At 73.0% G+C, this 19,257-nt stretch carries 18 protein-coding genes; 14 read left to right on the top strand and 4 right to left on the bottom strand.

All coding sequences use genetic code 11. The features are described 5' to 3' along the window. Window positions 1-23: 23 nt before the first annotated feature. From IT347_03650 to IT347_03625, 6 genes are read left to right on the top strand one after another with little or no spacing between them, the layout of a single operon-like run. Complete coding sequence (locus IT347_03650; GenBank protein MCC6348671.1) at window positions 24-1,805, top strand: tetratricopeptide repeat protein; 1,782 nt, start codon at window positions 24-26, stop codon at window positions 1,803-1,805. Continuing rightward, window positions 1,802-2,692 carry a hypothetical protein gene (locus tag IT347_03645; GenBank protein MCC6348670.1) on the top strand — a complete coding sequence of 297 codons (891 nt, stop codon included), beginning with the start codon at window positions 1,802-1,804 and terminating at the stop codon, window positions 2,690-2,692. The genes IT347_03650 and IT347_03645 overlap by 4 nt, the downstream gene beginning before the upstream one ends. After that, entirely contained in the window at window positions 2,689-3,699 is a 1,011-nt protein-coding gene (locus tag IT347_03640; GenBank protein MCC6348669.1) for a dihydroorotate dehydrogenase, read from the top strand. The genes IT347_03645 and IT347_03640 overlap by 4 nt, the downstream gene beginning before the upstream one ends. After that, a complete protein-coding gene (pyrF, locus tag IT347_03635; GenBank protein ID MCC6348668.1) occupies window positions 3,696-4,421 on the top strand; it encodes an orotidine-5'-phosphate decarboxylase in 726 nt (241 codons plus the stop codon). Before IT347_03640 ends, pyrF begins: the two co-directional genes overlap by 4 nt. Window positions 4,422-4,430: 9 nt before the next feature. After that, window positions 4,431-5,006, top strand: a complete 576-nt coding sequence (locus tag IT347_03630) for an SRPBCC family protein (GenBank protein ID MCC6348667.1) — start codon at window positions 4,431-4,433, stop codon at window positions 5,004-5,006. Next, a complete protein-coding gene (locus IT347_03625) occupies window positions 5,003-5,587 on the top strand; it encodes a DinB family protein (protein ID MCC6348666.1) in 585 nt (194 codons plus the stop codon). The genes IT347_03630 and IT347_03625 overlap by 4 nt, the downstream gene beginning before the upstream one ends. Window positions 5,588-5,689: 102 nt before the next feature. Here the strand turns inward: IT347_03625 and IT347_03620 are convergent, their stop codons facing one another. Further along, the gene (locus tag IT347_03620; GenBank protein MCC6348665.1) at window positions 5,690-6,112 is read right to left on the bottom strand and encodes a hypothetical protein; all 423 of its coding nucleotides are present in this window, start codon (window positions 6,110-6,112) and stop codon (window positions 5,690-5,692) included. Window positions 6,113-6,273: 161 nt separating this feature from the next. Here IT347_03620 and IT347_03615 point away from each other — a divergent pair, with 161 nt between their 5' ends. The 6 genes from IT347_03615 to IT347_03590 all read left to right on the top strand — a co-directional run bounded on the left by IT347_03615 (window position 6,274) and on the right by IT347_03590 (window position 14,647). Then, window positions 6,274-6,867, top strand: a complete 594-nt coding sequence (locus IT347_03615) for a sigma-70 family RNA polymerase sigma factor (protein ID MCC6348664.1) — start codon at window positions 6,274-6,276, stop codon at window positions 6,865-6,867. Beyond that, window positions 6,864-8,576 (top strand): carboxypeptidase regulatory-like domain-containing protein, encoded by a 1,713-nt coding sequence (locus IT347_03610; GenBank protein ID MCC6348663.1) that lies wholly within the window; start codon window positions 6,864-6,866, stop codon window positions 8,574-8,576. Before IT347_03615 ends, IT347_03610 begins: the two co-directional genes overlap by 4 nt. 155 nt (window positions 8,577-8,731) lie before the next feature. Then, window positions 8,732-10,771 (top strand): OPT/YSL family transporter, encoded by a 2,040-nt coding sequence (locus IT347_03605; protein MCC6348662.1) that lies wholly within the window; start codon window positions 8,732-8,734, stop codon window positions 10,769-10,771. Between the two features lie 29 nt (window positions 10,772-10,800). After that, window positions 10,801-12,036, top strand: a complete 1,236-nt coding sequence (locus IT347_03600; protein MCC6348661.1) for a hypothetical protein — start codon at window positions 10,801-10,803, stop codon at window positions 12,034-12,036. 111 nt (window positions 12,037-12,147) lie between these two features. Next, window positions 12,148-13,101 carry a GDP-mannose 4,6-dehydratase gene (locus IT347_03595; GenBank protein MCC6348660.1) on the top strand — a complete coding sequence of 318 codons (954 nt, stop codon included), beginning with the start codon at window positions 12,148-12,150 and terminating at the stop codon, window positions 13,099-13,101. A gap of 7 nt (window positions 13,102-13,108) precedes the next feature. Further along, entirely contained in the window at window positions 13,109-14,647 is a 1,539-nt protein-coding gene (locus IT347_03590) for a lipopolysaccharide biosynthesis protein (protein ID MCC6348659.1), read from the top strand. 9 nt (window positions 14,648-14,656) lie between these two features. Here the strand turns inward: IT347_03590 and IT347_03585 are convergent, their stop codons facing one another. Further along, window positions 14,657-15,505, bottom strand: a complete 849-nt coding sequence (locus tag IT347_03585; GenBank protein MCC6348658.1) for a class I SAM-dependent methyltransferase — start codon at window positions 15,503-15,505, stop codon at window positions 14,657-14,659. 171 nt (window positions 15,506-15,676) lie between these two features. Here IT347_03585 and IT347_03580 point away from each other — a divergent pair, with 171 nt between their 5' ends. Next, window positions 15,677-16,639: a GDP-mannose 4,6-dehydratase gene (locus IT347_03580; protein ID MCC6348657.1), complete on the top strand. Its 963-nt coding sequence runs from the start codon at window positions 15,677-15,679 to the stop codon at window positions 16,637-16,639. A 34-nt stretch (window positions 16,640-16,673) separates the two neighbouring features. Here IT347_03580 and IT347_03575 read toward each other — a convergent pair whose 3' ends face one another. Beyond that, window positions 16,674-17,081, bottom strand: a complete 408-nt coding sequence (locus tag IT347_03575; protein MCC6348656.1) for a cupin domain-containing protein — start codon at window positions 17,079-17,081, stop codon at window positions 16,674-16,676. Between the two features lie 14 nt (window positions 17,082-17,095). Further along, on the bottom strand, window positions 17,096-17,623 hold the full coding sequence (locus tag IT347_03570) for a dTDP-4-dehydrorhamnose 3,5-epimerase family protein (protein ID MCC6348655.1): 528 nt from the start codon (window positions 17,621-17,623) through the stop codon (window positions 17,096-17,098). A gap of 272 nt (window positions 17,624-17,895) precedes the next feature. Between IT347_03570 and IT347_03565 the strand changes: the two genes are divergently transcribed. Further along, window positions 17,896-19,254, top strand: a complete 1,359-nt coding sequence (locus IT347_03565; GenBank protein MCC6348654.1) for a UDP-glucose/GDP-mannose dehydrogenase family protein — start codon at window positions 17,896-17,898, stop codon at window positions 19,252-19,254. Window positions 19,255-19,257: the final 3 nt, after the last annotated feature.

The raw sequence follows: 19,257 nt of genomic DNA, 5'->3' as shown, positions 1-19,257 counted from the left end.
GGCGTCGCGCGGCTTCGCTGCTGGTGGTGCTGGTCACGCTCGCCGCGACGGCCGGCTCGTGCGCGTACTACAACACCTTCTACCTCGCGCGCCGTTACTACGACCGCGCGACCGACGGGCAGCCCTACGAGGTCGGGCGCACCGCCGCGGGCCAGGTGCAGAACTACACCAAGGCCATCGACTACTCGAAGAAGGTCCTCGCGAACTACCCGAAATCGAAGTGGGTGGACGACGCCTACCTGATGTGGGCCCGGGCGCTGATCGGCCGTGACGATCCGCTGCAGACCATCAACATGCTGCAGGACTTCCCGACCAACTTTCCGAAGAGCGACCTCAAACCGCAGGCCGAGTTCTACCTCGGGCTCGCGAGCCGCAACGCCCGGCGCTACGCGCAGGCCATTTCGGCTCTCGACGACTTCCTCGCGCAGGCCCCGAAGAGTCCGCTCGTGCCGTACGCGTACTACGAACGCTCGCTGGCGCTGTCGTCGCTCAAGCGCTACGGCGAAGCCGCCGCCGCCGCCGGGCAGATCCTCGAGAAATATCCGAAGCACGTGCTCTACGACCGCGCGCTGCGCCAGCGGGCCGAGGCGCGCTTCCAGCAGGGCGACTACGACGGCGCGCGCGCCGACTTCAGGGCCATCGGGGCGCGGGCAACGAACGACGAGGAGCGCTTCCAGTTCCTGATGCGCGAGGTGGACTGCCTCGAGGCGGCCCGGCGTTTCGACGACGAGCTGGCGCTGCTCCGAAACGAGCTGTCGCACACGCCGCCGCCACCCGAGCTGCAGCCGAACCAGCTGCCGCCCGCCGGCTCGGACCACTACGGCCGGCTCACGCTGCGCGTCGGCACCGCGCAGCTGCTCGCCGGCCGGACGAAGGAGGCGCTGGCCGAGTTCGAGGCGGTGCTCAAGGACTACCCGAAATCCGCGCTGTCGGCCGAGGCGCAGTACCGGATCGGATTCGCCTACGAGACCGGCGCCGACGACTTCCCGCGCGCGCTCGAGGAGTACGGCAAGGTGAAGGAGCAGTTCGGCACGTCGTCGTTCACGACGCTCGCGCAGCAGCGGACGGACGACCTGCAGCGCATCGAGCAGTTCCGCAAGGGCTCCGGCGCCGATTCGCTCCAGAAGAAGGCCGAGGCGGCGTTCCTGACCGCCGAGCTCTATCTGTTCCAGCTCTCGCGGCCCGAACGCGCGCTCGAGGAGTACGCGAAGGTGGCGCACGACTACGCGGGCACGGCCGTCGCGGGCCGCGCGCTCAACGCGCAGGCGTGGGTACTCTCGCGGCGGCTCGACCGCAAGGCGGAAGCGGATTCGCTCTTCTGGCTGGTCGTGCGGAAGTACCCGGCCACCGAGGCGCAGCTCGCCGCGCGCGACTATCTCGAGACGGCCGGCCAGACCGTTCCCGACAGCCTGATCGTCGCGCCGGAGCCGCCGGCGCCGGACACGACGAAGGCGGACACGCTGGCCTCGCCGGCGCTGCCCGCTCCGCCGGCGGGCGTTCCGCGCCTGGGCGAGCACGCGTTCGCGCCCGCGGACTCGCTGCGGCGCGGGATGCCGGGCGCGATGCCCATGCGGCCCGAGGACCGCCTCCCGCTGGGCCGTCCCGGACCGGGCGGCCCCGCGGGGCCCGGACTCTTTCCGCCGGGATCGCGGCCCGACTCGCTGGCGGGGCGCGACTCGCCGCGCCTTCCGTCGCCGATCGCGCCGGGCCCGGACAGCGCGCGCGCGCGACCCGACACTTCCCGCGCCGCCGCGGACAGTTCCGGCGCGCATGCCGACAGCACCCGCGCGGGCACCCGCAGATGAGCGCGCCGGCCGCGCGCACCTGGCGCCAGTGCGATGCGCGCGTGCGCGCGCAGCGCCACTTCGGCGGCGACTTTCACTGGCTCGACCTCGACGTGCCGCCCGATTTCGAGACGCCCGAGGCCGGCCAGTTCGTGCAGCTGCTTCTCGAGCCGCCCTCGCCGGTGCTGCTTCCCCGGCCGATGAGCATCGCCGGCGCCGTCCGTCGCGCGCGCTCGCTGACGCTCGGCTTTCTCTACGCGCCCGTCGGCACGGGGACGCGGGCGCTCGCCGCGCTCGAACCCGGCTCCCGCGTGCGCGTCACGGGCCCGCTCGGACGCGGCTACCCGCTCGGGCGGCCGGGCACGCCGGTGCTGGTCGCGGGCGGACGCGGCGTCGCCCCGCTGCTCATGGCGGCCGACGCGCTCGCCAGGCAGCGCCGCTCCGCCGAGTTCGTCTTCGGCGCGCGCACCCGCTCGCTGCTCGTCGGGCTCGACGAGGCGCGCACGCGGATCGTGAAGCGCGGCGGCCGGCTGCACCTGGCGACGGACGACGGCTCGCGCGGCCTGCGCGGCAACGTCGTGCAGGTGCTCGAACGCCTCGCTCCAAGGCTCGCGGCGCCGCTCGTGATCCACGCCTGCGGCCCGCACGCGATGCTCTCGGCGATCGCGCGCTGGGCGACCGCGCACGGCGCCGAAGCGTGGCTGGCGATGGAAAGCGTCATGGCCTGCGGCACCGGCGTCTGCCGCGGCTGCCCGCTGCCGTGCTCGGCGCAGGCGCGCGAACGGGTGCTCGCCGCGGGAGCGGCTTCGGGAGCCGCGGCCCTCAGGGGCAACCCCGAATGGGCCATGTGCTGCACCGACGGTCCGGTGTTCGAGGCCCGCGATCTCGACTGGGAGCGCGTCGAATGAGCCGCGCGCGCGAGTGGGGCCGGGCGATCCCGCCCCGGCGCGTGGATCTTTCCGTGCGCATCGGCTCGCTCGAGCTGCGCAATCCGGTGCTGACCGCCTCGGGCACGTTCGGCTACGGCGACGAGTACGCGCACGTCGTGGACCTCCGCCGGCTGGGAGGGATCGTCACCAAGACGGTCACGGTGCGGCCGCGCCCCGGCAACGCGCCGACGCGCATCGCCGAGACCGCGGGCGGCATGCTGAACAGCATCGGGCTCGAGAACGTCGGGCTGGCGCGCTTCCGGAGCGAGAAGCTCCCGCGGCTCGCGGAGCTGAAGGCGACGGTGATCGCCTCGGTCGGCGGCGAGACCGAGGACGAGCTGGCCGAGCTGCTCGAAGCCCTCGGCGCGGAGCCGGGCGTCGCGGCGTTCGAGATCAACTTCTCCTGCCCGAACGTCGCGGCCGGCGGCGCGCGCTACTGGGCGAGTCCGTCGCGGCTCGAGGCGACGATGCGGCGCCTGCGCCCGCTTTCCCCGCGGCCGCTGATCGCGAAGCTCTCGCCCGACGTGACCGACATCCGCGACACCGCGCGCGCCTGCGAAGCCGGCGGCGCCGACGCGCTCACCGCCGTCAACACGTTCGTCGGCATGTCCATTGATCTGGATCGCATGCGCAGCCGGCTCGGCCGCGCGACCGGCGGGCTCTCGGGCCCCGCGATCAAGCCGCTGGCGCTCGCGCGCTGCCACGAGGCCGCGCACGCCGTGGGCATTCCGGTCATCGGCTCGGGCGGCGTGGCGGGCGGCCGCGACGCGCTCGAGTTCATCGCCGCCGGCGCGGCGGCCGTGCAGATCGGCACGGCGACGTTCGTCGAGCCGGGCGTCGCGGCGCGTGTCGTGGACGAGATGCGCGAGTGGCTCGCCTCGCACGGCATCGCGCGCGTCGCGGACTTCCGCGGCACGTTCGCGGCGCCCGCCGCGCAGGGCTGCGCGCCGGCGGACGCGCGCGAGCTCGCGGAGGATCGCCCGTGAGCGCGCGGCCCGACTTCGCGATCGCCTTCGACGTCGCGACGCTCGCCGAGGCGGTGGCGCTCGACGATCGGCTGGGCGGGGGCGACGAGTTCGCCAAGCTCGGCCTGGAGCTGTTCGTCGCCGAAGGCCCCGCGGTCGTGCGCGCGTTCAAGGCCCGCGGGCGGCGCGTCTTTCTCGACCTGAAGCTGCACGACATCCCCAACACTGTGAGGGGTGCGGCGGCCTCGGCCGCGCGCCTCGGCGCCGACCTGCTCACCGTGCACGCGACCGGCGGCGCGGCGATGGTGGCGGCCGCGGTCGCGGGCGTGCGCGAAGCGGGCGGAGCGACGCGCGTGGTCGCGGTCACCCTCCTCACGAGCCACGACCCCGCGGCCATGCCGGCGGGCTTCGCCAAGCCGTTCGACCTCGGTGGGACCGCGCTCGCGCTCACGCGCGAGGCGCTCGCGGCGGGCGCCGCCGGCATCGTCTGCGCGGCCCCGGACCTGGGCCCGCTGCGCGCGGCGCTGGGCCCGGAGTTCTACGCGGTGACGCCCGGGATCCGCATGTCGGGCGGGGCCGCGCACGACCAGAAGCGCGTCGCCACGGTCGAGGGCGCGGTCCGCGACGGCGCGAGCCTGCTGGTGCTGGGCCGGGCGGTGACGGCGGCCGCCGATCCGCGGGCGTCGCTCGAAGCCGCCCGGGCGGAGCGGGAGCGGGCGTTGTCCGGGTCGGGAAGGAAGTAGGAATCGCACATGAAAGCCATCCAGTGGTTCGTGATCGCCTTTGGCGGCCTGATCGTTCTCGTCTTCGCGACGCTCTTCTTTCTGGGTCGCCGGCCCGGCGCCGGCAGGGTGGGCGCGGTCGTCGAACTGAACGCGCCGCCGGCGACGGCGATCGCCTGGCTCACCGAACCCGCGAAGCTGCGCCGCTGGGTGGGCTACCTCACCGGGGTGAAGGGCGACACGAGCGCGGCCGTGGGCGCGAAGCAGACGTGGATCATGGACGACGGCAGGTCCGGAGCGCTGACGATGAGCGTCGAGGTGACGGCGTTCGCGCCTCCCGACAGCCTGCGGCGAAAGCTCTCCGTTCCGGGTCTGATGTGGGGCGAGAACCGGTTCGTGCTCGAGCGCAGCGGATCGGGTACCCGGCTCACGGTCGCGGGGCTTTACCACCACCCCAACCCGATGGTGGCGCTGCTCGAGCCGCTGCTGACTCCCGGAGCGCAGGCGAAGCTGGACTCCGACCTTGCGCGCCTGCGCGCGCAGTTCGCGTCCGCGACCGACGGTCGCGCCGGAGCGCCGGCAGACACGTCGGGGGCGACGCGGTGAGCGGCGGAGAAGCGCACGGCGGCGGGCGTGCCAGGGTCGGCTCGGTGCCCGATCCGCACGCGCTGCCGGAAATCCTCGCCGCCCTCGAGGCGAACTCCCGCGAGATCGAGGACTTCTTCGGCGGACTTCCGAACGAAGCGTTCTTCTCGGGTGACGAGCAGCACTGGGGGCCGGCGCATCACCTCTCGCACCTGAGCATCGCCCACCGGCGCGTCGGCAGGGGACTCTCCACTCCCGCGAAGCTCCCGCGGCACGAGAGCGCGCGCTCGCGGACGTTCGATCAGATGCGCGAGGCGTATCGGGCCCGCCTGGCCCAGGTGCCGCCCGAGCAACTGCGCCCGAATCCGCTGCCCCCCAGCATCGAGCCGGGCGCGAGCCAGCGGGCGCTCGTGGACGAGTACCGCGACGCCGCCGCCGCGATGCGCGCGGCGGCCACGGCGTGGTCGGAGGACGACTGCGATTCGCGGGCGATGCCGCACCCGATCCTCGGCTGGCTTTCGGCGAGGGAGATGCTGTTCTTCTTCGTCCACCACGACCGGCTTCACCTCGAGAACGTGCGCGGACGACTCGGGCCCGGCTGAGGCCGAGGTCACGGCGGGCCCTGCCCGAAGCGCCCGCTCCGGCGCCGACCCGCAGTCGCGGCCCGCCGGACGCCGGGGCGCCGGCGAGCGCCGCCGCCGCCGTCAGGCGCTGTTGTCCTCCAGCACAGCGGCGTCAATCAGCAACTCGAGCGGTCGGCCGCAGGAGTCGCAGCGAAATGCGATCGTCGGAACCGCCCGCCGCTTCTGCGTCAGCACGATCGACGCGTCGCACGCCGGGCACTTGCCTGTCGCACGCATGAGCGTCGTGTGCTCGTTGCCCTGCGAGAGCGCGTAGATCGGCCCGCCGATCAGCAGCGAGGGCACGAGTATGAAGTGCAGCACGGGCAGGAACACCGCGGCGACCGCGGCGAGCCAGCAGATGGCCCAGGTCTTCACGACCGCGACCAGGCGGTCGCGGCGGTTGCGGTGCCGGAGGGTCGCGAGGGCCGCGGCGTCCTCCTTGTTCGGGTAGCGAATGCGGGCAGGCGCCTCGTGGACGCGGGTGCCGGAGGCTTGAGTTGGCATGTCCGCACCATAGGACGATCCCTCCCCGTCGTCATCCGCGCCCGGTCCGCCGCATCCCCGGCGGGGTAATGCGCCCCGGGAGCCTCGAGGTCCGGCTCGTTCCAACCCGAAACCCCGCCCGACCTTGACGCCCCACGTCCCGATGGCCAACCTGACAGGGAATGAACCGCGAGGCCGAGCGTAACTCGACAGCCGGGCCGGGCGACGATGCCCTGGTCGCCGAGGCCCAGAAGGGCTCGCAGGCGGCCTTCGCCGAAATCGTCCGCCGCTACCAGCGGGCGGTCTACCGCGTCGCCTGGGCACTCGTGCGCAACGACGCGGACGCCGACGACCTGGCGCAGGAGGCTTTCGTGCGCGCCTGGCGGGCGATCGGCCGGTTCCAGCTCGGACAGCCGCTCTATCCCTGGCTCGCCCGGATCACGACCAACCTCGCGTTCTCGCTGTTCCGCCACCGCAAGCGGCGGCCCGAGACGCCCATCGAACCATTGATCGAGGCCGGGAGGCAGTTCGGGCTCGAGGACGACCCGGCCGACCATGCGGTCACGGACGAGCGTGACGCGAACCTGCGGGCGTGCTTCGCGCAGCTCTCGTCCGAGCACCAGGCGGTGCTCGCGCTCCGCGTGGTGCAGGACAGCTCCTACGAGGAAATCGCCCGCGCGCTCAACGTGCCGATCGGCACGGTGATGTCGAGGCTCGCCCGCGCCCGCGCGGTGCTGGCGAAGCTGATGGAAGAAAGGACCGGCGAACGGCGATGAAGCACCTGAGCGACGAGCAGCTGGGCGCGCGGCTCGACGGCGAACCGGCCGGCCCGCAGGCCGAGGCGGCCGCGCGCCATCTCGCCGCCTGCGCCGAATGCCGCGACCGCCTCGCCGCGCTCGCCGCCGCCGACGCCGCGCTCGCGCGTTCGCTGGGGCGCGATCCGGGCGAAGCCTACTTCGCGTCGTTCGCGGACCGGGTGCAGGCGCGCATCGCCCGCGCGGCCGGGGGCGGGGCGAGCGATGCGCACGCCGACGTCGCACCCGGCCGGCGCGGCTGGTTCTCGCGGCCCGCCACGCTCGCGTGGGCCGGCTCGATCGCGGCGCTCGCGCTGGTGGGCGTCTTCGCGATCCGCTTCGCTTCGCAAGAAGCGTCGCTGCCGGAGCCCGCCGCGAAGCAGGCGCCGCTCACCCGGGCGCAGCGCTCTTCTCCGCCGCTGGCGACGCCGCCCACGGCGGCGCCGACGGCGTCGCGGGCGGCGGAATCCGCCCAGGCGCCGGATCACGAAGCCGCGCCGGCTCCGCCGGCAGCCGGGGGCGCTTCGCCCGCGCCGCTCGCGGCTTCGGGCAAAGGTCTCGCGGAGGGTGCGCGCGCCTCCGAGGGCTCCGCTCCGGGGCTCGCCGCCAGCGGGGACAACGCTTCGCAGCCGCAGGAGCGTGCGCAGTCGGCGGCGCAGCGGCAACCGCCCGCACCTCCGGGGCGGCTGCAGGAGTTGCGCACGCTGCCCAACGGCGAGCAGGTCCCCGTCCAGCAGCGCACGCTGCCCGGCGCGAACGCGCGCAAGGATTTCGCGGCGCCGCCCGCGGAGGGCCAGAAGTTCCGCAAGCCGGCCGCCCAGCCGCTCGCGCCACAGCCCGGGGCGAAGCAGCCCGCACGGCACGAGAAGCCGGTCGCCGGCGGCAGCCCGAGCGAGGCGAAGCGCATTCCCGCGGCGAGCGCGCCCGCGGCGGGCGCGCCCGCGGCGAGCGCGCCGTCCATGATCGCGGAGGGGCGGGCCGGTGAAGGCGCCGTCGCCCGCGACGAAGCGCGCGGGATCGCGCTGCGGCAGGTCTGCGGAACGGTGCGCGACGCGCAGGGCCGCCCGCTCGAGGGCGCGACGGTCACCGTCGTCGAGAACGGCCGGGCGGTGCGCTCCGGTCCCGACGGCGCCTTCTGCGTGGAAGCTCCGCCCGGGGGCGGCACGCTCTCGGTGCTCGCGCTCGGCTACGGCGAACATCGCGAGAAGCTCACCGCGGACGGACCGGTCGCGATCTCGCTGCGCGCGGTCGAAACGGTCGGCAGCGGCGAGATGCCGCTCGCGCGCCTGAAGACCGCCGCGCCGCCGGGGATCGCGGGCGAATCGAGTCGCGTGGGTCCGGACGCGCCGCGAGAGAGGCTCGGCCTCGAGACCCGGCCCGGCGGGCCGCCGCCCACCGCGGCGATGGCGCGGGCGGCAAGCGCGGCGGCGCGCCTGGCCGCGCGTGCGCCGCTCTGGACCAGGGCTGGCGAACTGTGGGCCGCGGTGGCCGCCGTGGCGAAGAACCCGGCGGACGCGGACGAGGCGCGCTTCCAGGCGGCCGAGGCGCGCATGCACGCGTGGCGGCTCGCGCCGGACGGACCCGGCCGCGCCGCGGCGCTCGCCGCCGTCGAAGCCTGCCTGGCGGGCGAACCCGCCGGCATGCGCCGCACGACCGCCCTGGCCTGGAAGCGCGAACTGTCCGCGCGCTGACGCGCCGGACGCGCCGTGTTCGTCGGGTTCCGCGACACGAGGTGCCGTCGGATCCGCTCCACGGGCACTTCATGCTTGCGCTCGGGACGCGCGCTCGGCCAACCTGCGACGGCGACCTTCACGATCCGGCTTTCCGACCCCGCGAGGATTCCGCCGTGGCCGAACCGACGGCAGCGACCGAAGCAGCCCGCCCGCGCACCCCCGAGGAAATCGACCGCCACTGGTTCGAGAACGTCTACCAGGGCGACCACATGCGCCAGCTCACGATCCGCGCGGTCGTGATGGGCATGCTGCTCGGCATGATCATGGTGTGCTCCAACGTCTACGTGAGCCTCAAGGCCGGCTGGAGCATGGGCGTCGCGATCACCTCGTGCGTGCTCGCGTTCGTGGTCTTCCAGGCCATGTCGGCGACCGTCGGACCGCTGTTCGTCCGGCTGCACCGCCTGCCGGTGCTGGGCGGCTTCTTCCGCGCGATCTGGCCCGACAACCACTACTCGATCCTCGAGAACAACTGCATGCAGTCGGCCGCCTCCGCCGGCGGCTCGATGACCAGCGGCGGCGTCGCGAACGCCATTCCGGCGCTCATGATGCTGAGCGCGACCGCGCTGCCGACCGACTTCGCGACCCGCTGCCTGTGGCTGATCCCGTGGGTCGCCGTCATCTCCTATCTCGGGGTCTTCCTCGCCGTGCCGGCCAAGCGGCAGATGATCAACCACGAGCAGCTGCCGTTTCCCTCCGGCATCGCCGCCGCCTCGACGCTCAAGACCCTGCACGCCAAGGGGGGCGAGGCCCTCGCGCAGGCGCGCGCCCTCGGCCTCGCGGGCGTGCTCGGCCTTGCGACCACCTGGATCCGTGACGCCGCCGACCTGCCCTTCATGAAGGTCCACGAGTGGGCGGGTGCGCCCGTCTGGGCTCCGGTGCGCGGCTGGTTCGCGCCCGAGGGCGCGCCCTGGTTCCGGCTGCCGAAGCTGGAAGCCGTGTGGGGCACCTCGGGCATCCGCATCGGCACCCTGAACGGCGAACCCCTGCACCTGAACCAGGTGACCATGTCTTTCGAGGGCTCGCTGCTGTTCGTCGCCTCGGGCGCGATCATGGGCTTTCGCCAGGCGTGGAGCCTGATGCTCGGCGCCGTGGTCAACTACATGATCCTCGCGCCCCACTTCCTGAACACCGGCGCGATCGAGGCCGCGAGCTTCCGCCGGATCAGCAGCTGGTCCCTGTGGATCGGCGTGCCGATGATGGTGACGTCGGGACTGCTGCTGTTCTTCATGAACTGGAAGTCCGTCGTGCGCGCCTTCAGCACCATCACTTCCTTCCTCAATCGTCACTCCGTCGCCGACGATCCCATGGACCGCATCGAGGTTCCGGGCTCCTGGTTCATCACCGGCTTCCTCCTTTGCGGCGTCGCGGCGGTGTGGCTCGCGCACACGCTGTTCCACGTGCACTGGTGGATGGGCTCGATCGCCGTCGTGGCGACGTTCTTCCTCGTCGTCGTGGCGGCGCGCGCGACCGGCGAGACCGACATCACCCCGGTGGGGCCGCTCTCCAAGATCACGCAGCTCACCTTCGGCGCGCTGGCGCCCGGCAACATCCCGACGAACCTGATGACGGCCAACATCAGCGCCGGCGCCACCAGCCACGCCGGCGACCTGCTGACCGACCTCAAGAGCGGCTACCTGCTCGGCGCCAATCCCCGCCAGCAGTTCCTCGCCCAGTTCTTCGGCGTCACCGCCGGCGCGCTGGTGGTCATCCCGGTCTACTTCATCCTCATTCCCGATCCTTCGGCCCTCGGCACCGAACGCTGGCCGGCACCGGCCGCGCTCGTGTGGCGCGGCGTCGCCGAGCTGCTCGCCAAGGGGGTCGGCGCGCTGCACCCGACGGCGCGCATCGGCCTGCTCGTCGGCAGCGTGCTCGGCATCATCCTGCCGCTGCTCGAGCGGCGCTTTCCGGCGCAGAAGAAGTGGATCCCGTCCGCGACCGGCGTGGGACTCGCGTTCACCATCAACGGCTTCAACTCCGTGTCCATGTTCATCGGCGCGTGCCTCGCGCTGTGGCTCTCGAAGGCGAAGCCGAAGGTGCACGAGAAGTACACGGTGCCCGTCTCCTCGGGCATCATCGCCGGCGAGTCGCTGATGGGCGTGGCAATCGCGCTCATCACCGCGCTGCCGAACCTGCTGGCGCTCTTCAAGCGATGAGGACGGGGCGGACGCCGGGAGGGCGGCAGGTGCGTCTCGCCGCGGCGCTCGCGCTGGCGGCGGCCGCGGCGCTCGGTCCGGCGGGCCCCGGCGCGTACGCCGCGACCAGCGCGCCGGCCGGACAGCCGGGAGCGAAGCCCGCGGCCGCGGGCCGGCCCCGGCAGGCGCCGGCCCCCGCGCCCGCCCGCCGTCCCGATCCCGCCGACCTCGCGCTCTACGAACGGCTCTCGGCGCAGGTCAACTCGCTCTGGGACGAAGGCCGGGGCGGCTACGTGCGCAAGGACGGCACGCCCAGCGAAGCCGCCGTGGAACTCGCCCTGGCGCGCGGCGCCGACGGCGACACGCTGGCGATGGGGCGGGCGCTGCGCACGCTGCGCTGGATGCACGGCCTGCTCGACACCGTCGGCGGCGGCTATCTCGAGGGCGCGCGCGACATGGACCACACCACCACCTCGTTCGAGAAGCGCACCGACTTCAACCTGAGACGCCTCGGGCTGCTCGCCCGCGTCGCCGCGCGCAAGGACGAGACCTTCGCCCGCGACGCGCGCCGCGTGCTCGACCACTCCGAGCGGCTGCTGACCGATCCGGCGGGCGGGTTCTACACCGCCCAGTTCGGCTCGCGCGACCTCGAACCCGAATCGAACGGCGAGGCGCTCAGGGGCTGGTGGAGATGGTGCGTGTTCAGCTCCGACGTCCGGCGCAGGGATTTCGCGTTCCGGACCGAGGACCGGCTGTGGAAGGACTGTCGCGAGAGCGACCTCGGGATGGTGCGCCGCGACACCTGGGGCAAGGTGCGGGAGCCCGCGCTGCTCGCCGACCAGACCGAGACGGGGCTGGCGTTCCTGCACGGCTGGCAGGCCGCGGGTCGCGACAGCGACCTCGCGCGCGCCCGCGCGCTCGCGAACCACGTGCGCGCGAACTTCGAGGACCGCGAGCGCGGCGGCTACCGGACCGAGTTCGCCGCCGAGCGATTCGGACACACGAAGCGTTTCTCCCGGCCGTACGAGGACAACGCCGTCGCCGCCCGCTTCCTCGCCGAGATGGGCGCCGCCACCGGCGACACGGCGTGCACGAACTCCGCCCGCCGCGCGTGGACCGCGTTCGGCAAGGCGTTCGAGAAGCCGCGCCTCGAGGCCGCCGAATGGGCGCTCGCCGTGCGCGCCACCTGGGCCGGCCCCGCGCTCGCCCGCGGAAGCTGGAGCGTGGCGCCGGCGAAGAAGGCGGTGCCGGCGAAGAAGCCGGCGGCGAAGAAGCGGCGACGCTGAAGCCCGCCGCCCGCCGGCCGGACGCCGCCGCGTCCTGTTGACGCCCGGCTCCGCGAGCCCCTAACGTCGCCGCGCTCACGAGCCCACGCCCCCATTTCCCGAGGAAATCGCATGCCCCGCGTTCTCGTCACCGGCGTCACCGGCTTCGCCGGAAGCCACCTCGTGGACCTCCTGCTCGAGCAGGGCGGCCACGACATCCACGGCATTCAGCGCTGGCGGAGCCGGACCGAGAACATCGAGCATTTCGCCGACCGCATCACGCTGCACGAGTGCGACCTGCGCGACGCCACCAACACGTTCGAGACGATCGCGAAGGTCCGGCCGGAGTGGATCTTCCACCTCGCCGCCCAGTCGTTCGTGCCGACCTCGTGGGTCGCGCCGAGCGAGTCGCTCACCACGAACGTCCTGGCGCAGGTGAACATCTTCGAGGCGGTCCGCCGGCTCGGCCTCAAGTGCCGCATCCAACTCGCCTGCTCGTCCGAGGAGTACGGCATGGTCTTTCCGGACGAGGTGCCGATCCGCGAGACCAACCCGCTGCGGCCGCTCTCGCCGTACGCGGTGAGCAAGGTCGCGCAGGACATGCTCGGCTACCAGTACTGGATGTCGTGGAAGGTGGACTCCGTGCGCACGCGCGGCTTCAACCACGAGGGACCGCGCCGCGGACCGGTGTTCGTGGCGAGCGACTTCGCCAAGCAGATCGCCGACATCGAGAAGGGCCGCAAGAAGCCGGTGCTCAGCGTCGGCAACCTCGAAGCCCAGCGCGATTTCACCGACGTGCGCGACATGGTGCGCGCCTACGTGCTGGCGCTCGAGAAGTGCGAGCCGGGCGAGGTCTACAACATCTGCAGCGGCGAGGCGTGGACGATCCAGAAGCTGCTCGACCATCTGCTCGGCATGACGACGGCGAAGATCGAGGTGCGCCAGGACCCGGCCCGGCTGCGCCCGAGCGACGTGCCGATCCTGCTCGGCGACAACTCGAAGTTCGTGAAGGCGACCGGCTGGCGGCCCACCATTCCCTTCGACCGGACGCTGAAGGACATGCTCGAGTACTGGCGCTCGCGCTGACGCGACCATGTCCGAAGCGCCTCCGGCAACCGGCCTCGGCAGGCGACTCGCGCGCAACACCCTGCATGCCGCCAGCGGCCGCGTGGTGGCGCTGCTCGTGTGGCTGGCGATCACCCCGCCGATGGTGCGCGCGCTGGGCGCCGACGGCTACGGGCTGTGGGGACTGTTCCTCGCCCTGACCGGCTGGCTGACCGCGATGGACCTCGGTTTTTCGCAGGCCGCGCTGCGCTTCGTGGCCGCGGCCCGCACGCGGGACGACCACGCGGAGGCGGGGGAGTACGCGACGCTCGCCCTGCTCGGCTACCTCGCGCTGGGCGCGCTGTGGCTGGCGCTGGCGCCGTTGCTGCGCGAGCCGGTCGTCGCGTTCCTGCGCGTGCCCGACGCGTTGCGCGGCGCCGCCGGCTTCGCGTTCACCGCGGGCGCGGTGGTGTTCGCCCTCGCCGGACTCGCGACCACCACGTCCTCCACCCTGCAGGGCTGCGGGCGCTTCGACCTCGCGAACCTGGTCACCCTCACGGTGTCGCTCGTGACCGCCGGCGGCATCCTGCTCGCCATTCACCGCGGCGCGGGCATCGAGGCGATGGTGATCGCCGCCGGAGTGGCGTGGGCGGCGGCCTGGGTCCTCGGACTGCTGCTGCTGGCCCGCGGCGTCCCGGACTTCCGCTGGGCCCGGCCGCGGGACGCGCTGCGCCGCCTGCGCAGCGCGGCGCGCTTCGGCGGGCCGATGCAGCTCGCGAACGGCCTCGCCGTGCTCCACCAGCAGGTGCTCGACAAGGCGCTGCTTTCACGGCTCGTCGCGCTCGCCGCCGTCGCGCCTTACGAACTGGGCATGCGCGTCGTCACCGCCGCCGCGACGTTTCCTTCGCTGCTGCTGCTGGCGATGATCCCCGCGGCCGCCTCGCTGCACGCCGGCGACGACACGGCGGGGCTGCGCGAGCTTCACCGAAGGTCCAACGCCTACGTCCTTTCGCTCTCCGCGGTCCTGCTGGCCGGGCTGGTCGCGGGCGCGCCCGCGTTCTTCCTCGCCTGGCTCGGGCGGCCCGACCCGCAGGCCGCGTTCGCGCTGCAGGGGCTGGCGCTCGCCGCCTACGGCGCCGCGGCCAGCGGGGTGGCCAGCGCGATGGTGCGGGGAGTCGCCCGCACCGGGCTCGAGCTGGAGTGGTCCGCGGTCGCGTTCGTGATCCATCTCGGGCTCGGCATCCTGCTCGTGCCCCGCCACCAGCTCGCGGGCGTGCTCGTCGCCTACATCGCCGGAAATCTGCTGAGCGCGGCGTGGTTCCTCGCGCGCCTCGCGCGAACCCAGGGCTGGCCGGTCGCGGGCACGATGGCGGAGCCTTTCGGACGCCCGCTCCTCGCCGCCGCGGCCGGAGTGCTCGCCGGCCTGTCCGTCGCGAGGATGCTTCCGGCGCCCGCGGGAGCCGCGGCCTGGCTGAACGTGCTGCTCATCGGCGGCGCGGCCACGATCGTCACCGGCGGAGTCGCGATCGCGAGCCGCCTGCTGCCGTGGCGCGAGGCGCTGCGGCTGCTCGGCGCCACGCGCGGCTGAGCGCGGGGCTCAGCGCTCGCGCCGCCAGTAGGCGCCCCAACCGTCGATGTCCGCGATCGGCTCGCTGATCCGGTGCTCCGCGCGATAGTCCTCGACGGCCTTGCGGCAGCCCGGGACGGTGCCGAAATCGTCCACGATCAGGTAGCCGCCGACCGAGAGCTTCGGGTAGAGCGCGCGCAGGGCGTCCATCGTGGACTCGTACATGTCGCCGTCCAGCCGGGCGACCGCCAGCCGCTCGACCGGGGCGGCCGGAAGCGTGTCCTTGAACCAGCCCTTCAGGAACTTCACGCGCGAATCGAGCAGTCCGTAACGCCGGAAGTTCTCACGCACCTGCTCGAGCGAGACGGCCAGCGTGTCGAAGGCGTGGAAGCGATCTCCCGCGTCCGCCGCATAGCGCGCGTCGGGCTTCGGCAGGCCTTCGAAGGAATCCGCCACCCAGACCGCCCGCGACTCGTCGCCATAGGCTTTCAGGATCGCGCGCATGAAGATGACCGCGCCCCCCCGCCAGACACCGGTCTCGATGAGGTCGCCCGGAACGCCCCGGTTCAGGACGTCGGTGACGCAGGCCTGCAGGTTCTCCATCCGGCGCAGTCCGATCATGGACTCGGCGTCGGCGGGCCAGTCCCGGCCGGTCTCGCGCAGCGCCGAGTCCTGGGCCGAGCGCCGGACCACCGCCATGTCGCGGGAAGCGAGCATCCGCTGGAGCGGGGCGAACAACGTCCGCCGCGCGTCGCCGCGCGGGTACTCGACGCGATGCAGGTGCTCGGGGAAGAGCGCGCGCGTGAGCACCCGCTTGAGCAGGTCGAGATAAAGCTCCGCGGCGGTCGAGGGGGCGGTCGGCAGGGCGAGGTCGGACATGGCGCTTCGAGGACTCCGTCGGGGAGGGACCGGGGGATCTGCATGGCCCGTTTCTGGACCCGGCAGGATGGAGAAGTCCTCGGGCCCGCGTCAACTCGTTCTAGACAGCCCGCGGCGAATGCCCGATTCTCGCCGCTTCATGCGCCCGCGATCCCCGGTTCGACTCCGCCGATGAGCCCTGGAGAGCTGAACGGCCGGAGCGTTCTCGTCACCGGCGCGGCGGGCTTCGTCGGTCCGCACCTCGCGCGCGCGCTGGTGGCACGCGGCGCCACGGTCCATGGTTGCGGCCTCGGCACGCCGCCCGCGGGCACTCCGCTCGCGAGCTGGCGCGAACGGGACCTCGGTGACGCGGACGGCCTGCGCGAGACCCTGCGCGACACCGCGCCCGCCGGCGTCATCCACCTTGCGGGCCAGAGCAGCGCCGCGCGCTCGTTCGAGGCGCCCGAGGAGACGCTGCGCGCGAACGTCGCGGGGACCTGGAACCTGCTCGACGCGATCCGGCGGCAGGCGCCGCGGGCCCGCGTGATCGTCGTCGGCACGAGCGAGTCGTACGGTCCGTGCGAGCCCGGAACGCGGCTCGCCGAGGACGCGCCGTTCCGTCCCGTGAGCCCTTACGCGCTCTCCAAGGCGACGGCCGACCAGATGGCCGAGTCCTTCGCCCGGGAGCACGGCCTCGACGTCGTCCGCGCCCGGCCGTTCGGGCACACGGGCCCGGGTCAGACCGATCGCTTCGTCGTGCCGGGATGGGCGAAGCAGATCGCCGAGATCGAGGCGGGCCGGGCGGAGCCCGTTCTGCGGGTCGGCAATCTCGACGTCACGCGCGACCTTTCGGACGTGCGCGACATCGTCCTCGGCTACGTCGCCCTGCTGGAGCGCGGGACGGGCGGCGCCGCCTACAACCTGTGCCGCGGCGAGGGCGCGGCGCTCACCGAAGTCCTGGCGAAGTTGCTGACGCTCGCCCGGGTCCCGATCCGTCACGAGCAGGACCCGGCACGCCTGCGGCCCGCCGACGTGCCCTACCTGGTGGGCGACCCCTCGCGCGTCGCGCGCGAGTGTGGCTGGCGCGTGACGCGTTCGCTCGAGGAAACGCTGCGCGACGTGCTCGAGGACTGGCGCGGGCGCCTCGCGCGGTGACTCGCGACGCGGGCGGCGCGCCGCCGCCCGCGGCTCAGGTCCCGACCCGCTTCGGGAACGCGTCCCCCGCGTCGAACTCGAGCGGGGAGCACTCGATGGCCTGCGAGCGTTCGAGGCCGCGAAACGCGTGCGCGACCCGCGGCTCGATCACGACCGTCGTGCCGGCGTCGAGATCGGCTTCGAGCCGTTCGCCCGAGTCGAGATCCTCGAACACGCCGCGGAGCCGGCCCGAGATGACGTAGAAGTACTCCGTCTTCCGCTCGTGCCAGTGGTTGCCGCGCCACAGACCGGGCCCCGGCAGCAGCTCGAGGTAGGCGATGAAGCGCCACGGGCCGCCGTTCCAGACCGGCGCCGCTTCCCCCGCGGGCATGACGATGCGCACGCCGTCGAGGATCGGCCGCGCGGGCGGCTTCTCGAGCACCGGCAGCCGTCGGATGGTCACGCCCCGCATCGCGCTCAGCCGTTCTTCGGTTCCCAGACGTCCGCGAGCACGCAGTCCCACGGGAACTTGAACTCGTCCGCCGGATCGTAGACGTGGGTCTGCGCGTTGACGACCAGCACCTCGGGCGCCGAGAGCGCCTTCCAGCCGTGCAGGATGCGGGGGGGAATCTTGATCAGGCGTGGCCTGAGGGCGCCGAGGAACAGCGCGTTCACGTGGCGGAACGTGGGCGATTCGGGGCGCGTGTCCACGAGGCTCACCTGCAGCTTGCCGCGCGTGACCGTGAAGTGGTCCGTGTGCACGTCGTGCAGGTGCCAGCACTTGACGACGCCGTGGTCGGTCGCGCTCTGGTAGATGTGCGCGACGTCGTCCAGTCCGTCCTTCGTCCACGGCCGGCTCCACAGTTCGGTCACTTCGCCGCGGCCGTCGAGGTGCACGGTCAGGTCGCGGACGATGACGCCCTGGATCGTGGCCCGGCCGGGCGGCTGGATCAGGTACTCGAGGCTCTGCAGCCACTCGACGGTGACTTCACTGGCTTTCTTCACGCGGCGCCTCGCGAGGCTGGGGTGGGAAACCGGATTCGCGCCGGGACTCTAATCAGCGGGCGCGACGCCGCGCAATCCCGCGGACCCGGGACCCGCGATCCGCGCGTCGGGTCCCGGCGCGGGCGCGGTGCGCCGTGTCCCGCGCGTCCGGTTGACCCTCCCCGCAGGCTCCCCTAACCTGCCCGCCGACTTTGCGCAGTGCCCCGCAGGTCCGCAAAGGTCCGCGACTTCGGCGGAGGTGCGGGCCCGTCCACCCCGCGAAAGGACCCCTCGTGTACGACATCACCGTCGTCGGCACCGGCTACGTCGGCCTGGTGACCGGCGCGTGCCTCGCCGATTTCGGCAACAACGTCACCTGCGTGGACAACGACGCGGCCAAGATCGAGCGCATGAAGGCGCTCGAGCTGCCGTTCTTCGAGCCGGGCCTGCCCGAGATCGTCGCCCGCAACTTCAACGAGGGCCGGCTGCACTTCACGAGCGACCTGGCCGGCGCGATCCGCGGATCGAAGGTCGTGTTCATCACCGTCGGAACGCCGCCGCGCGCCGACGGCAGCGCCGACACGAGCGCCATTTACGCGGTCGCCAAGGTGTTCGCGCAGAACCTTGACGGCTGGAAGCTGCTCGTCCAGAAGAGCACGGCCCCGGTCGGCACGTCCCGCGACCTGCAGGCCTGGGTGCGCAGGTGGGCGAAGCGCGGCGCCGAGTTCGACGTCGCCTCGAACCCGGAGTTCCTGCGCGAGGGGTCGGCGCTCGAGACCACGCTGCGGCCGGACCGCGTCATCATCGGCGCCGAGTCGAAGAAGGCGGCCGAAATCCTGCGCAAGATCCACGCGCCGCTCTTCCTGATCGAGACGCCGATGGTCGTGACGACGCTCGAGACCGCCGAGCTCATCAAGTACGCCTCGAACTGCTTCCTCGCGACCAAGATCTCGTTCATCAACGAGATGGCGAACCTGTGCGAGGCGCTCGGCGCCGACGTGCAGACGGTCGCGAAGGGCATGGGCATGGACCGGCGCATCGGCGGCAAGTTCCTGCACGCCGGGCCCGGTTACGGCGGCAGCTGCTTCCCCAAGGACACTCACGCCCTGTCGGCGTTCGCGAAGGACGCGAAGGTGGCGAGCCGCATCATTGACGCGACGATCGCGGCGAACGACCACCAGATGGACCGCATGGTGGCGAAGATCTGCGAGGTGATCGGCTCGCCGCGGGGCAAGAAGGTCGCCGTGCTCGGGTTGTCGTTCAAGCCCAACACCGACGACCTGCGCGCCGCCCCGGCGCTGCACGTGATCGCCGGCCTCAAGCGCCGCGGCGTGAAGGTCGTCGCGTTCGACCCGATCGCGATGACCAAGGCCCAGGACCTGCCCGAGATGCGCAACGTCGAGCTCGGCGCCGACCCCTACGACGCCGCGCGCGGCGCGCACGCGCTGGCGATCGTCACCGAGTGGAACGAGTTTCGCGGCATGAACCTCGCGCGCCTCAAGCGCGTGATGAAGAAGCCGGTCCTGTGCGACCTGCGCAACATCTACGACCGCGCCGAAGTCGAAGCCGCCGGCTTCACGCACGTCGGCGTGGGCAAGGGGCGCGCGGGCGGCGGAAGCCGCAGGCCGTCCCGCGCGCGGAAGCGGAAGTAGGGG

Source organism: Candidatus Eisenbacteria bacterium, from assembly GCA_020847735.1.
Classification (GTDB): Bacteria; Eisenbacteria; RBG-16-71-46; order RBG-16-71-46; family RBG-16-71-46; genus CAIXRL01.
Note: the sequence above shows the minus strand (reverse complement) of the source record. Positions and strands in the feature narration are given on the sequence as shown.

What these genes read in the sequence shown, in the direction of transcription:
- IT347_03585 (MCC6348658.1), bottom strand. Translation starts at nt 15,505, where the DNA reads ATGTCCGACCTCGCCCTGCCGACCGCCCCCTCGACCGCCGCGGAGCTT.
- IT347_03590 (MCC6348659.1), top strand. Translation starts at nt 13,109, where the DNA reads ATGTCCGAAGCGCCTCCGGCAACCGGCCTCGGCAGGCGACTCGCGCGC.
- IT347_03640 (MCC6348669.1), top strand. Translation starts at nt 2,689, where the DNA reads ATGAGCCGCGCGCGCGAGTGGGGCCGGGCGATCCCGCCCCGGCGCGTG.
- IT347_03615 (MCC6348664.1), top strand. Translation starts at nt 6,274, where the DNA reads ATGAACCGCGAGGCCGAGCGTAACTCGACAGCCGGGCCGGGCGACGAT.
- IT347_03595 (MCC6348660.1), top strand. Translation starts at nt 12,148, where the DNA reads ATGCCCCGCGTTCTCGTCACCGGCGTCACCGGCTTCGCCGGAAGCCAC.
- IT347_03580 (MCC6348657.1), top strand. Translation starts at nt 15,677, where the DNA reads ATGAGCCCTGGAGAGCTGAACGGCCGGAGCGTTCTCGTCACCGGCGCG.
- IT347_03630 (MCC6348667.1), top strand. Translation starts at nt 4,431, where the DNA reads ATGAAAGCCATCCAGTGGTTCGTGATCGCCTTTGGCGGCCTGATCGTT.
- IT347_03620 (MCC6348665.1), bottom strand. Translation starts at nt 6,112, where the DNA reads ATGCCAACTCAAGCCTCCGGCACCCGCGTCCACGAGGCGCCTGCCCGC.
- IT347_03610 (MCC6348663.1), top strand. Translation starts at nt 6,864, where the DNA reads ATGAAGCACCTGAGCGACGAGCAGCTGGGCGCGCGGCTCGACGGCGAA.
- IT347_03645 (MCC6348670.1), top strand. Translation starts at nt 1,802, where the DNA reads ATGAGCGCGCCGGCCGCGCGCACCTGGCGCCAGTGCGATGCGCGCGTG.